The sequence below is a fragment of the Mesorhizobium sp. M0991 genome (assembly GCF_040318915.1).
Classification (GTDB): domain Bacteria; phylum Pseudomonadota; class Alphaproteobacteria; order Rhizobiales; family Rhizobiaceae; genus Mesorhizobium.
On record NZ_JAMYNE010000018.1, the window covers coordinates 1 to 13,620 of the forward strand.

The 13,620-nt window shown below is 62.3% G+C and carries 14 protein-coding genes; 12 read left to right on the forward strand and 2 right to left on the reverse strand.

Annotated elements, in window-relative coordinates; genetic code table 11:
• Window positions 1-199: 199 nt before the first annotated feature.
• On the reverse strand, window positions 200-553 hold the full coding sequence (locus tag NKH70_RS23600) for a hypothetical protein (protein ID WP_352662254.1): 354 nt from the start codon (window positions 551-553) through the stop codon (window positions 200-202).
• A 242-nt stretch (window positions 554-795) separates the two neighbouring features.
• Between NKH70_RS23600 and NKH70_RS23605 the strand changes: the two genes are divergently transcribed.
• Window positions 796-1,032: a hypothetical protein gene (locus NKH70_RS23605; protein ID WP_353026177.1), complete on the forward strand. Its 237-nt coding sequence runs from the start codon at window positions 796-798 to the stop codon at window positions 1,030-1,032.
• A 491-nt stretch (window positions 1,033-1,523) separates the two neighbouring features.
• Here the strand turns inward: NKH70_RS23605 and NKH70_RS23610 are convergent, their stop codons facing one another.
• The gene (locus NKH70_RS23610; RefSeq protein WP_352662409.1) at window positions 1,524-1,742 is read right to left on the reverse strand and encodes a KTSC domain-containing protein; all 219 of its coding nucleotides are present in this window, start codon (window positions 1,740-1,742) and stop codon (window positions 1,524-1,526) included.
• 274 nt (window positions 1,743-2,016) lie between these two features.
• Here NKH70_RS23610 and NKH70_RS23615 point away from each other — a divergent pair, with 274 nt between their 5' ends.
• The 11 genes from NKH70_RS23615 (at window position 2,017) to trbG (ending at window position 13,616) form a co-directional block, all read left to right on the forward strand.
• On the forward strand, window positions 2,017-2,250 hold the full coding sequence (locus tag NKH70_RS23615) for a hypothetical protein (RefSeq protein ID WP_352700464.1): 234 nt from the start codon (window positions 2,017-2,019) through the stop codon (window positions 2,248-2,250).
• Between the two features lie 973 nt (window positions 2,251-3,223).
• Window positions 3,224-5,251 (forward strand): conjugal transfer protein TraG, encoded by a 2,028-nt coding sequence (locus NKH70_RS23625; RefSeq protein WP_352700465.1) that lies wholly within the window; start codon window positions 3,224-3,226, stop codon window positions 5,249-5,251.
• A gap of 119 nt (window positions 5,252-5,370) precedes the next feature.
• Window positions 5,371-5,784: a CopG family transcriptional regulator gene (locus NKH70_RS23630; RefSeq protein ID WP_352700466.1), complete on the forward strand. Its 414-nt coding sequence runs from the start codon at window positions 5,371-5,373 to the stop codon at window positions 5,782-5,784.
• Window positions 5,781-6,749, forward strand: coding sequence for a P-type conjugative transfer ATPase TrbB (trbB, locus tag NKH70_RS23635; protein ID WP_352700467.1), 969 nt, complete (start codon window positions 5,781-5,783; stop codon window positions 6,747-6,749). The genes NKH70_RS23630 and trbB overlap by 4 nt, the downstream gene beginning before the upstream one ends.
• Before the next feature lie 11 nt (window positions 6,750-6,760).
• Entirely contained in the window at window positions 6,761-7,069 is a 309-nt protein-coding gene (locus tag NKH70_RS23640) for a TrbC/VirB2 family type IV secretion system protein (RefSeq protein ID WP_352528997.1), read from the forward strand.
• Window positions 7,069-7,341, forward strand: a complete 273-nt coding sequence (locus tag NKH70_RS23645; RefSeq protein WP_352700468.1) for a VirB3 family type IV secretion system protein — start codon at window positions 7,069-7,071, stop codon at window positions 7,339-7,341. The genes NKH70_RS23640 and NKH70_RS23645 overlap by 1 nt, the downstream gene beginning before the upstream one ends.
• Window positions 7,335-9,785 (forward strand): conjugal transfer protein TrbE, encoded by a 2,451-nt coding sequence (gene trbE, locus NKH70_RS23650; RefSeq protein ID WP_352700469.1) that lies wholly within the window; start codon window positions 7,335-7,337, stop codon window positions 9,783-9,785. The genes NKH70_RS23645 and trbE overlap by 7 nt, the downstream gene beginning before the upstream one ends.
• The gene (gene trbJ / locus NKH70_RS23655) at window positions 9,782-10,507 is read left to right on the forward strand and encodes a P-type conjugative transfer protein TrbJ (protein ID WP_023718720.1); all 726 of its coding nucleotides are present in this window, start codon (window positions 9,782-9,784) and stop codon (window positions 10,505-10,507) included. The genes trbE and trbJ overlap by 4 nt, the downstream gene beginning before the upstream one ends.
• A 36-nt stretch (window positions 10,508-10,543) precedes the next feature.
• Complete coding sequence (gene trbL / locus NKH70_RS23660; protein WP_352835258.1) at window positions 10,544-11,866, forward strand: P-type conjugative transfer protein TrbL; 1,323 nt, start codon at window positions 10,544-10,546, stop codon at window positions 11,864-11,866.
• Window positions 11,867-12,598 carry a conjugal transfer protein TrbF gene (trbF, locus tag NKH70_RS23665; RefSeq protein ID WP_352700471.1) on the forward strand — a complete coding sequence of 244 codons (732 nt, stop codon included), beginning with the start codon at window positions 11,867-11,869 and terminating at the stop codon, window positions 12,596-12,598.
• Window positions 12,588-13,616, forward strand: a complete 1,029-nt coding sequence (gene trbG, locus NKH70_RS23670; RefSeq protein WP_352700472.1) for a P-type conjugative transfer protein TrbG — start codon at window positions 12,588-12,590, stop codon at window positions 13,614-13,616. The genes trbF and trbG overlap by 11 nt, the downstream gene beginning before the upstream one ends.
• Window positions 13,617-13,620: the final 4 nt, after the last annotated feature.

Here is a 13,620-nt window from a genome sequence, read left to right on the forward strand (position 1 = left end):
GCTCCGCTAAACACGGGAGCTGCGCGGCGGACACGCCGACGTCACCGCAATGCCACGCCATTTTGCAGAACTTGACGCACACAACTTATTTTCAGCATCAGAGCGTTGAGCTGGCGGGAACTTGCTCGCCAGCCGAGTTGAGTTCAGGGGATGGTCGGGGGAGACTGGCCAGCCACACGCTGGTGTGCCGATGTGCCAATCAGCAACCTTCGTCGGTCTTTTTCACCTGGCCTGGCGCGGCGGTGTTGGCTGTCGTGTCCTGCTGACCTGGCGCAGCCTGCTGAGCGCTGCCAGTCTGCTGGCCGGGCGCGCAGTCTCTGGCCGAGTTCGGATTTGTGATGCCGCTGGTGGTGTTCGTGTCGGTGCCCTGATCGCCGGACATGTTGGTCCCGCTGCTCGTCGTGCCGGTGCCCTGATCCGTCGTACTGGGCATGGTTGTCGTGGTCGAGGTTCCGCTCGTCGAGGTTCCGCTCGAAGTTCCGCTGGTCGTCTGGGCAAAGGAAAGCCCTGCCGACACTGCCAGCACGGCCGAAGCCAAAAGGATGCGTTTCATCTTCTTTCTCCTGTCTGAATGCGCGGGATGCGCCTGGCAAATCGAACAGGCAGACTGAAGGAGTGTTCCCCGATGAAGTTCAACTTTTGTAACTCTGGTCATAGGTCAGCCTTAGGATGTCGGGCGTATATTAGAAGCCTCTTGAAGAAGACGCTGCCCGCACCAGAATCCATGGCATGGCTCGGGGAATAGGCATTGGTGACCAGGTGGCGATTACTGCCACGGTTCGAAGGCGGATAACAGTGGACCGCGTAAGCGTCTCTTTCCCAGGTTACGACTTCCCACATTCCATGATCGACCACACCAAGGTGAACCGAGGCCAGCAAATCGACCTGAAAGGCGAGGTCACGCGCATCGACGAGGACACCGTGACGATCGAACTCGGGCCGCTGGTCACGGTCGACCGTGACAAGGTCCGGTTGGTGGAGAAATATAGGCCGCCAAACCGACGAAAGGCACTTGTCGTTGCCCCGGATTAGAACCGACAACATCGCGACGGGCTATGAGGGCAGGCCGCATGACGGGCCGGTAGAGGACGAGTCGAAGCACTTGCTCTACTGCCCAGTCTGCGGCCAAACATTCGACGCGCGCGATCTTGGACAGGTCTTCCACCACGCTGAGCCGCAGCACGAGCCGCTTCCGGTCGAGCAATAGTCCAGCTAGTTGAGCTCCGGCGGCAGACCGATGTTGAGATCCTTCAGCGCGCCACCGACGTACGTTGGATGAGGAAAAGGTGCTGCGTGCACCGCGCCTTCCCCGCGCGCCGATGCTCCACCTGGACCGCAAAAAAGTCCCGCCGCACTGCCAGAACGGCGGGACCGATCAAACGCTTTGCACCAGGCGGGGGGATGCGGGGGGGTGGGCTTGCCAAGTGAGCGCGGACCGTAACCAACCCTAAGCGCCACAGCGGCAACGCGTCCACCAACCGCCGGTTGGAGCGACAGGACGATTGAGCCGCCGGCAGGTCAGGTCATCCCGGGTCGCTATCGCTCGCAACCAGACGGTAGCGGAAATTGTTGCGGATGTGGTCGTTGAAGTAGCGGCCCTTGGCGAACGCGGCCCGGAACGCGGCAAAGGTTTCCGGCGGTACCCCCTCAAACTCGTACCGCTTGACGCTGGCCACAAACCAGACAGAGAGGATTCTTCTGTCAGGATCATATTCCATCTTGCGGATCGAAGTAGATGGCATGAGCACCACAGGCCGAGGCCCGCGCCCTTGCGGGGAGCGCGGGCCGATCGGGATACCGATCTGCAGCAATACCTGGAGGGGGAGGATTCGCTGCGTGCACCGAACTTTCGCGGCGGTCCCGTGTTCCCAATCGAGATACACAAAAAGCTAGCTGCACCTTTCGGCATCACGCGGACGTTGGATTTCTGAGAAAGCGCGAGCGTCAATACTAACTTCTGGTGATGGAATTTTCCCGTGAGATAGGCACGCTCCACGGCGAAAGGAGTGCCCCGCCATGACCGTCCTCGCCTACAACCTTGCCAATGACATCAAAGGATTGTGGAGGGTCGTCTTCGTGCCGGACGAACTGCATCTGTATGTGGAATTCAGCCAGCCAGACGCCGACACAAACCCGGCTGATTGGATGAGCGTTGATGATTTCCTTGCATGGCGGCCGAAAGGCGCACTCCACGAGCGAGCGCGCGACCGCTTGGTTTCGCTCATTTGCAAGGCGCTGACAGGGCGATGAGACAAGGGAAACCCGCACCGAGATCCAGTGCGAGCGCCGCGAGTGGGCCTAGGGGCCCCACAAGCCAGTGCCACCACCGCCGCCGACAACCGCGGCGGGCGGGTGCCTCGGGGACAAGATGGTAGATCGCTAATGCGTTTGCGGGTGTGGCCTTAAGTCGCAAACTATTGGCTTCAGAAGCAGGGCGTCGGGCTTCATTGACGGTGCTGCCAACACCATATGGTAATCCATAGCCTCCCAACGAGAGAAGCTCGCCCCTGACGGGTCGCACTGCGGCCGTCACCCGGCAATTGCTACGAACTAGGAAACCATCATGCCTGAAAATATCAGACTAACTTCGAGAGATGTCCCCCTCATTCAGCTAGGCCTCTATCAATGCCGCTTCCCGGTGAGCGAAGACCCGTCAGTACCCGGCGGTTATCGTTTTTGTGCTGGGCCAACTTCGCCGGATCGCGTCTACTGCGATCACCACCACAACATTGTGACCGCCGTGGACCCTCGTCGAGCCCGTTCGGGTCTCCACCTCGCTCAACGACGCGCCGCGTAAGTCTGACGGGCGGCGGCCTCCCGGCCAAGCGCTATGCGCTCCAAGGCCTTGGCTACGCCCATTCCGTCGGCTCGGTCTGGCCCATCCTCCCTTATGCCGTCTTCGCCGATGTATCCCCCGTCGCCCGATTGAGAACGACGACTTCTCGCCGAGCCCTTCAGCTCGCTACTCGCACAAACGCGTCGGCTCCAAAGGTTTGTCTGTCAGCACATCTTCAATGTGCCCGCGCCTGAAGCCCCAACATCTTCTGCGACCAAACCGCGTACCTGGCACCGCCGATCGGTTGCTGCGGCGGATTTTCGCTGTTCGCAGCTGAACAATGCCTATCAACCTTGTCATCGCACCTAATCGCACGTAGCGGCCGTTCGAATTCTCATCGCTCGGCGCGATGTTTGGTCCGTCTGGCCAGAAGAGCGGAGCAAGCCATTGACACCCACGAAGTTGCTGATTGGGCAGATCGCTGTCGTATTCGCAATTGTCATTCTTGGCGTGTGGACTGCAACCCAATGGTGCGCCCACATGCTCTCCTATCAGCCGCCACTCGGCGCGCCATGGTTTGTGACAGTCGGCTGGCCGATCTACCAGCCGTGGAAACTGTTCGAATGGTGGTTCCAATTTGACGCCTATGCGCCTGAAGTCTTCGACAAGGCTGGCATACTTGCCGGAGCCAGCGGGTTCCTGGGCTGTGCCGCCGCGATAGCTGGGTCCCTCTGGCGCGCACGGCAGCGGGGGTTGGTCACCACCTATGGGTCCTCACGATGGGCCATGAAGCTGGAGATCGAGAAGGCGGGGCTGTTTCAGCCGGCCGGCGTTTTCCTTGGTGGACTGAATTATCGCTATCTGCGCCATGACGGACCGGAACACGTCATGGCCTTTGCGCCGACACGTTCGGGCAAGGGCGTCGGACTCGTTGTTCCAACCCTTCTTTCCTGGACCGGCTCGGCCGTCATTCACGACATCAAAGGCGAGAACTGGCAGCTGACCTCTGGCTGGAGGTCGAAGTTCTCGCACTGTCTCTTGTTCAATCCGACCGATCCGAGATCGGCGCGGTACAACCCGCTGCTGGAAGTGCGCAAAGGTCCAGATGAGGTCCGCGACGTTCAGAACATCGCCGACATTCTCGTCGATCCGGAAGGCGCGCTGGAGCGGCGGAACCATTGGGAGAAGACCAGTCATTCACTCCTAGTTGGCGCCATCTTGCACGTGCTCTACGCCGAAGAGGAAAAGACACTCGCCCGTGTCGCCACCTTCCTGTCGGACCCGCAACGCTCATTCGCTGCGACACTGCAGCGGATGATGACCACCAACCACCTCGGCACGGTGGACAAGCCCCAGGTCCATCCGGTCGTGGCCTCGGCGGCTCGTGAGGTGCTGAACAAGTCAGAGAACGAGCGCTCAGGCGTTCTCTCGACCGCCATGTCGTTTCTCGGGCTCTATCGTGATCCAACGGTGGCCGCGGCAACATCGGCCTGCGACTGGCGCATTGCCGACCTTGTGGATGCCGAGCGACCGATGTCGCTGTATCTGGTCGTGCCGCCGTCGGATATCTCGCGCACTAAGCCCCTGGTGCGATTGGTGCTCAATCAAATCGGCCGGCGGCTGACCGAGCGCCTGGAGGGCGATCCAAAGAAGAGCCGCAAGTATCAGCTGCTGATGATGCTGGATGAATTTCCGGCGCTCGGTCGGCTCGACTTCTTCGAGACTGCGCTCGCCTTCATGGCAGGCTACGGCATCCGCGCTTATCTGATAGCGCAATCGTTGAACCAAATCTCCAAGGCCTATGGCGAGAACAACGCCATTCTCGACAATTGCCATGTGCGGATTGCCTTTTCCTCAAATGACGAGCGCACGGCCAAACGCATCTCGGACGCGCTCGGTACCGCGACGGAACTCAGATCGATGCGTAACTATGCCGGCCATCGGTTGGCGCCCTGGTTGTCCCACGTCATGGTAAGCCGCCAAGAGACCGCTCGTCCCCTGCTGACGCCGGGTGAGGTGATGCAGTTGCCGCAGGCTGACGAACTAATCCTGGTTTCGGGATTGCCGCCGATTCGCGCCAAGAAGTTGCGTTATTACCAGGATCCGAATTTCACGGAGCGAGTGCTGCCTTCGCCGGTGCTGCGCGACGGTGCCTACGCGGATCGGCCCACGTCGCGCCCGGACGATTGGAGCGGACAGGTGCGCGGCGTGGATCGGCGTCTTGCTGGCGACGACGACAGTGCCGGCGCGGCAATCGAAGACGGAGGTGTCCAGCAGCAGCGCCATCCGGGCCTGCCCGAAGAACGGACCCTCGTCGCCCAGGAGCCTGATCATGGCGATCTGTTCACGCCCGCAGACGATGACTGCGAGACGCTCGCCGACAAGCGCGTCATGGATCGGATTTCCACCGCAGCACGTGCGTACGGCCTCAATGAGGGAATGGGCGACGACAAGGACATCGTGCCCGGCTTCTGAACGGCGCGCCATACGCGGGCGCATCTCAGCGTAGATAACGGCCGTAAGCGATTTCGAGGATCTCGACGATGCTCGTTCCCGTCGCCGGTGCATCAGCGCCGGTCAGAGGAACGAGCAGCATGAAGCCCCACCGCATTCGTCACCAGTTTTTGCTTGAACCCGAGTTGAGCGAGAAGCTGGAGAACCTCAGCCGCAATCCATCGACCACCAAATCGGCCATTGTGGCGCACGCGGTCGAGGCCTTTATCGAGCGGCGTGGGGAGAATGAACTCGACCAGCGCTACGGCAAGAGGCTCGACCGTCTTTCCCGCGACCTCGGACATGTCAGGCGCGATGTCGAGATGATCCTGGAGAGCCTGGCGCTCTTCATCCGCTTTTCGATCACGCTTCATGCTCACACGCCGGTGCCGGACAGGGCCACGCAAGGGATTGCCCAGGAGCGCTTCGACAAATTCGTCGAACAGGTCGGCCGCCAAATCGCTTCCGGGAAACGGTCCCTTGGCACCGACGATCGCAGGGGAGGGGAAGGATGAGTTCTCATCCGGAAGCCGACCATCGCCGCCGCGCCATGCTGCGCACCGCCATGGGTCCGGCGATCACTGAAGCCCTTGCCGATCCGACCGTCATTGAGGTGATGGTCAATCCCGACGGTGCGCTGCGGCTCGACCGGTTGGGTGAAGGCCGGGTCGATACCGGCGTGCACATGCATCCTTCTGAGGCCGAACGCATCATCCGCCTGGTCGCCTCCCACGTGCGCGCCGAGGCGCATGCTGACAATCCGATTGTCAGCGCCGAATTGCCATCGGGCGAGCGCTTCGAGGGTCTGCTGCCGCCTGTCGTGCTGGGGCCATGCTTCGCCATCCGAACGCCTGCGGCGAAACTCTACACATTGGCCGACTATGTCGCCGACCGGGTCATGCTGCCGCTGCAGGCCGATGCGCTGAAGACGGCGGTCCGCGAGCGGCGCAACATCCTGGTCGCCGGCGGCACGTCGTCGGGCAAGACAACACTTGCCAACGCGCTGCTGGCACAAGTCGCCGATTGCGACGAGCGGGTGATCCTGATCGAGGACACGCGCGAACTGCAATGCGCGGCGAAGGATTGCGTTGCCTTGAGGACGAGGCGGGGGTCGGTCACGCTCGCCGATCTCGTGCGCTCGACCCTGCGGCTCAGACCCGACCGCATCATCGTGGGCGAAGTCAGGGGCGCGGAAGCCCTGGACATGCTGAAGGCATGGAACACCGGGCATCCCGGCGGCATCGCGACGGTTCACGCCAATTCGGCGCGCTCCGCTCTCTACCGTATCGAGCAGCTCGCCCAGGAAGCCGTCGTCACCGTTCCCCGCCGCCTCATCGCTGATGCGGTAGATCTGATCGTCTTCATCGCTGGGCGCGGATCCTCGCGCCGCATTGACGCGATCGCTGAGGTCACCGGTCTCGACAGCAGCGGTGATTACGCCGTCACCCCGCTCACGCTTCCGCAACTCCAGCAGTTTTGAAAGGTCACCTCATGCGCAAGAAGCTTCGCTTCCTTTCGTCCACCGCGCTCGCGTTTCTTCTCACCGTCCCGGCCCACGCAGCGGGCTCCGGCATGCCTTGGGAACAGCCGCTGCAGCAGATCCTTGAGTCGGTGCAGGGACCGGTCGCCAAGATCGTCGCGGTGATCATCATCATCACCACCGGCCTGACCCTTGCTTTCGGTGACACGGCAGGCGGTTTTCGCCGGCTGATCCAGATTGTCTTCGGCCTGTCGATCGCCTTCGCGGCATCGAGCTTCTTTCTCTCCTTCTTCTCCTTCGGCGGCGGGGCACTCGTCTGATGGCCACCGGAGAGCAGCATATCGAGGATTTCGAAGTCCCCGTTCACAGGGCATTGACTGAGCCGATCCTGCTGGGCGGCGCGCCGCGAGCGGTGGCGATCCTCAACGGCACGGTGGCCGCGGCAATAGGCCTTGGCCTGCAGCAGTGGATCGCCGGACTGGCGCTCTGGATCGCCGGCCACACCCTCGCGGTCTTCGCCGCTCGCCGCGATCCGGACTTCGCCAGCGTGCTTGTCCGTCATCTTCGCCTGAAGGGGTGGCTTGCATGCTGAACCTTTCGGAGTATCGCGGCAAAGCCGATCGGCTTGCCGATCATCTGCCCTGGGCCGCTTTGGTCGCGCCCGGCATCGTGCTCAATAAAGACGGTAGCTTCCAGCGAACCTTCCGGTTCCGTGGCCCCGACCTTGAAAGCGCGACCGAAGCCGAGTTGGTCGGCATCTGCGCACGAGCCAACAATGCGCTACGAAGGTTGGGCTCCGGATGGGGGTTGTTTTTCGAGGCCGAGCGCGTTGAAGCGCTGGGCTATCCGAGCTCGGCTTTTCCCGATGCTGCCTCATGGCTGGTCGATGAAGAACGGCGCGCGGCCTTCGAGGGCAAGGTCGCGCACTTCGAGAGTCGCTATCATCTGACCTTGGTCTTCATGCCGGCGCCAGATGGCCAGGCGCGGGCGGAAAGCGCACTGGTCGACTCGCATCACTCGGGAGGGGCTAGAGACTGGCGCCAGGAGCTGGCGTGGTTTCGCGACGAGACCGACCGCGTCCTGGATTTGCTGTCCGGCTTCATGCCGGAAGTGCGCGCCCTCGATGATGCCGAGACGCTAACCTATCTGCACGGCACAATCTCGACCTACCGCCATCCGGTCGCCATGCCGGAAACGCCAATGTATCTCGACGGTGTTCTGGTTGACGCGCCGCTTACCGGCGGCCTGGAGCCGATGCTGGGTGAGCAGCATCTGTGCAACCTCACCATCCTTGGTTTCCCGAACGTCACCCGGCCAGGGATCCTCGACGCGCTCAACCATCAGGATTTCGCCTACCGCTGGATGACGCGCTTCATCCCGCTCGACAAGACGGAAGCCACAAAGACACTGACCCGGTTGCGCCGTCAGTGGTTTGCCAAGCGCAAATCGGTCGCAGCCATCCTGCGCGAGGTCGTGACCAACGAACCCGCCCCTCTCGTCGATAGTGACGCCGACAACAAGGCGCTCGATGCGGATGCCGCCCTTCAGGCATTGGGCGGCGATCACGTCGGCTTCGGCTATCTCACCACAACGGTGACGGTATGGGACCAGGATCGCCAAGCCGCCGCGGAGAACCTTCGCGCGGTTGAGCGCATCGTCAACGGACTCGGCTTCACCACAATCCGTGAAAGCATCAATGCGGTCGAGGCGTGGCTCGGCTCATTGCCCGGCCATGTCTATGCCAACGTTCGCCAGCCGCTCATTCATACATTGAACCTTGCCCATCTCATGCCGCTATCGTCGGTTTGGGCCGGTCCGGCGACAAACGAGCATCTCGCGAAAGTCACCCGGATCGAAGCACCGTCGCTTCTTGTTGCCGAGACCAGCGGGTCCACCCCGTTTCGGCTTTCCACCCATGTCGACGATGTCGGTCACATGCTGATCGTTGGTCCGACCGGTGCCGGCAAGTCGGTTCTGCTTGCCCTCGTCGCTCTGCAGTTCCGCCGCTATGCCGGCGCACAGGTTTATGTCTTCGACAAGGGCAACTCGGCCCGCGCGGCGACACTCGCCATGGGTGGAGAGCACCATGGGCTTGGTGCGGACGGTGCGCTTGCCTTCCAACCGCTGCGTAATATCAATGACCAGGCTGTCCGCAGCTGGGCAGCCGAATGGATCGCCGGCCTCATCGCCCATGAGAATGTCACCGTAACGCCGGAGGTGAAGGAGGCGATCTGGTCGGCCCTGACCAGCCTTGCCACCGCGCCGGCGCAGGAACGCACGCTCACTGGATTGTCGGTCCTGCTTCAGTCCAATGCGCTGAAATCCGCGTTGATGCCGTACACGCTCGACGGCCCGTTCGGGCGTCTGCTCGATGCCGATGAAGATCGGCTGGCTTTGTCGGATGTGCAGTGTTTCGAGACCGAAGAGCTGATGCACAGCCAAGGCGCTGTGCTCCCGGTGCTCACCTATCTGTTCCATCGTCTCGAGGAGCGGTTCGACGGACGGCCGACGCTGCTGATGCTCGACGAGGCGTGGGTCTATCTCGACAACCCTCTCTTTGCCGCCCGCATCCGTGAATGGCTGAAGGTGCTGCGAAAGAAGAACGTCTCCGTCATTTTCGCCACGCAGTCACTTGCAGACATCGCTGGCTCGTCGATCGCGCCGGCGATCATCGAGAGCTGCCCACAGCGCATTTTTCTTCCCAATGACCGTGCCGTGGAACCGCAGGCGCGGGCAGCCTATGAGCGCTTCGGCCTGAACGAGCGGCAGATCGAATTGGTCGCCCGTGCCACACCGAAGCGCCAGTATTATCTGCAGTCGCGCCGCGGCAACCGCCTCTTCGAGCTCGGGCTCGGCCCGATCGCTCTTGCGCTCTGCGGGGCCTCTGATCCGGCCACGCAAGCTTTGATCGACAGCGTCCTGTCAGAGCACGGGCAGGACAGCTTTGCCTCCCGGTTCCTGAGTGCGCGCGGCCTCGATTGGGCTGCCGAGCTTCTCCAGCAATTCCCTCAACCAGACAAGGAGCAATCGTCATGATGCGGCGCCGCCTTCTCACCAGCCTGATCACCGTTTCCCTAATCGCAAAACCGATGGCCGACTACGTCCAGCCGGCCCACGCCCTAATCGTGTTCGATCCGTCGAATTATGCGCAGAACGTGCTGACAGCGGCACGTTCCCTGGAGCAGATAAACAACCAGATCCAGTCGCTTCAGAACCAGGCGACGATGCTGCAGAACATGGCGCGCAACCTTCAGCGCCTGGATTTTTCTTCCGTCGGCCAGCTCACAGGTTCGCTCCAACGGATCGACGGCCTGATGACCCAGGCCAGCGGCCTGAGCTTCGATCTCGACAAGCTTCAGAACCAGTGGCGTGTGCAATATCCGGAAAGCTACGACGCCACAATCAAGGTCAGCGATGTGGCGAGCGCCGCGCGCGAGCGCTGGCAAAACGCCATGCAGGCGTTCCGCCAAACCATGAGCGCGCAGTCGCAGATCGTGGAGAACGTGCGGGCCGACGGCGACCTGCTTACCGATCTCGTCAACCGCAGTCAGGGCGCGGCAGGTGCCCTTGAGGCAAGCCAGGCCACCAATCAGCTGATCGCGCTTTCGACCAAGCAGCAGATTCAGATCCAGACGCTGCTCGCGACCCAGTTCCGGGCTGAAGCCGAAGATGCTGCCCGCAAGGCGCAGTCCGAGGAAGCCGCCCGCGAGACGACGAAGCGTTTCCTGGGTACCGGAACGGCCTATCCCGGCAACTGATCAGCAGTTCTTCAAGACAACGAGGAAGGCGGCGACATGAACGACCTCGGCGTCATTGATCGCTTCATGGAGACTTTTACCCGCTATATTGATAGCGGGTTCGGTCTGCTTTCGGGCGACGTCGCCTTTCTCACCACCATCTTGATCGGCATCGACATCACGCTGGCAGGCCTGGTCTGGGCGTTCGGCGGCGAGCCCAATGTTCTTGGCCGGCTTGTCCGAAAAGTGCTCTATGTCGGCGCCTTCGCCTTCATCCTGAACAATTTTAAGAACCTCGCCGACATCATCTACCATTCCTTTGCCGGGCTCGGCATCAACGCATCGGCCGGCAATCTGTCCGCCGACAGTCTCCTGCGGCCAGGCCGCATTGCCGCGGCCGGCTTCGAGGGCGCCTGGCCGCTGCTCAATCAAGCGAGCCAGCTAGTCGGCTTCCCCGAGATCTTTGGCAACGCGCTGACCATCTTCGTGCTGCTTCTCGCCTGGTTTCTGGTCCTCATCGCCTTCTTCATTCTTTCAATTCAGCTCTTCATCACTATCCTGGAGTTCAAACTCACCACATTGGCCGGTTTTGTTCTGGTGCCCTTCGCGCTCTGGAACCGCTCGGCGTTTCTGGCCGAGCGCGTGCTCGGCAATGTGATCTCGTCGGGCATTAAGGTGATGGTGCTTGCTGTCATCGTCGGCATCGGCTCCACGCTCTTCGGCGAGTTCGCTTCCGCGCTGCAAGGCAAGGAGCCGGACTTGGCCGCGGCCATGTCACAGGTACTGGGCGCGTTGGCGCTGCTTGGGCTCGGCATTTTCGGACCGGGAATTGCCTCGGGTCTTGTTTCCGGCGCGCCGCAGCTTGGCGCGGGAGCCGCACTCGGAACCACCGCGGCGGCCGCCGGATCAACGCTCGTTGCCGGAGGTGCGGCGCTTGCCGGCGCGCGCATGGCAACCGGCGGCGGTCTCGCCGCCCTTCGAGCCGGCACGGCCATGGGATCGGCTGCTTCCACAGCTTGGCAGATGAGGCGTGCAACATCGCCCGAGTCCGGCCTCTCCGGCGTAGCTGCTGGACTGCAGGGCGTTGCCGGCGCAGCTGGCGGCGCCGCGATTCGGGGAATGCGACCTGCAACAGAACCATTCCGGCGCAGCGCCGATGCCGGCCGCGATGCCGCCTGGACCGCGACGGGCGGCACGCCGACCGCATCAATGACCGGAAACCCTGCCGCGTCAGGTGCCAATGCCGCGCCGGCGTGGGCGAGGCGCTTGCGTTCCGAACAGACCGCGCGCGCCCATCGCCACGCCGCCACGCAGGCCGTCCGCGATGGCGATCGGGGTGGAAGCGGCGCCAACCCCTCTCTCAACGATAAGGAAGACTAGATGCTCTTCAAGCGACCTGTTCAGCGTTACGGGAAGACGCCCCACCCCGTCACACCATACCAGAAGGCCGCCCAACTTTGGGACGAGCGCATCGGCACTGCGCGCGTGCAGGCAAGGAACTGGCGCCTGATGGCCTTTGGCTGCCTCGCTCTGGCCACCGGGCTCTCTGGTGGACTCTTGTGGCAGTCGATGCAGGGCCGCGTCGTGCCCTATGTCGTCGAGGTTGATCGTTTCGGCGAGGCGCGCGCCGTCGCTCCAGCAATCCGGGACTACGAGCCCACCGATGCCCAGATCGCCTGGCATCTCGGCCGCTTCATCCAGAATGTCCGCTCTGTTTCCACCGATGCGGTGCTGGTGCGGCAGAATTGGCTCTCGGCCTACGACTTTGCCACCGACCGCGGAGCCCTCTTTCTCAACGAGTACGCTAAGGCCAACGACCCGTTCGGCAAGATCGGCACGCGCAGCGTCTCGGTGCAGGTGACGAGCGTGGTTCGAGCGTCCGACAGCTCCTTTCAAGTCAAATGGACCGAGCAGGTCTTTGAGCGCGGCAGCCTCGCCAGCACAACGCGTTGGACCGGGATCCTCACCATTGTGATCCGGCCGCCGAACAATACCGATCAGCTGCGCAAAAACCCGCTCGGCGTCTTCATCAATGCCATCGACTGGTCGCGCGAGCTCGACAGTGCCGCGCAGACTTCCGTTCCCCCAAAGGAGCCCGCCAATGAAAAATAGACTCTCGTCGCTCCGCACTGCGCTGGTCCTGTCGACGTCGGCTGCGGTCATCTCCGCCTGTGCCTCGAAGCCGGTGCCGCCACCTCAGATTTCCTATGATGCTGCCAAGTTCCAACCGGCGGCAATCGAGAAGGCGCCGGAGAAGCCCGTCAAAGTCGTGGAAGTGCCGAAACCGCTACCGCTGCCCGGCCAGTTGCAGCCCGAGCCGGGCAAGGCTGCTGAAGACAGGCGCTCGCCTGAAGAACGTGTCGCCGATGCCAACAAGGCGGCGACGCAGCAACCCACCAAATATGGCTATGTGAATGCGGTGCAGGTTTACCCCTTTGCCGAAGGCGCGCTCTACCAGCTCTATGCCGCACCGGAGCGCGTCAGCGATATCGCTCTGCAGTCAGGCGAGAAACTCCAATCCGTGTCGGCCGGCGATACAGTGCGCTGGGTAATTGGCGACACCGTCAGTGGCTCCGGCGATGACCAGCGCACCCATGTGCTGGTGAAGCCCTTCGCGCCAGGACTTGCCACCAATCTGGTGATCACCACGGACCGGCGAAGCTATCACTTGCAGCTTCAAAGCACGGATAAGACCGCCATGGCGGCAATCTCCTGGACCTACAGCGAGGACCAGATTATCGCGCTACGCCGGCGCGATGCGCAGGCCGAGGCTGCTATGCCAGTGGCGTCGAATGTGGCTCTCGAAAATATTCGCTTCCGCTATTCGATTACCGGCGACATGCCGCCCTGGAGGCCGACGCGCGCGTTCGATGATGGCAGCAAGGTCTACATCGAGTTTCCGCGCCGCATCGATCAGGGCGAGGCCCCGCCGCTCTTCATCGTCGGTGCTGACGGGGACAACCAGCTCGTCAACTACCGCATACGCGGCAACTATTACATTGTCGATCGCCTCTTCGCCGCGGCCGAACTGCGCCTCGGCGCCAAGCAGCAACAGGTGGTGCGCATCACGAGGACCGACGGCAGGCAAGCGCCGCGGCGGATATTGCTCTTTTCGCGTTCCAGCAGGTGAGGGA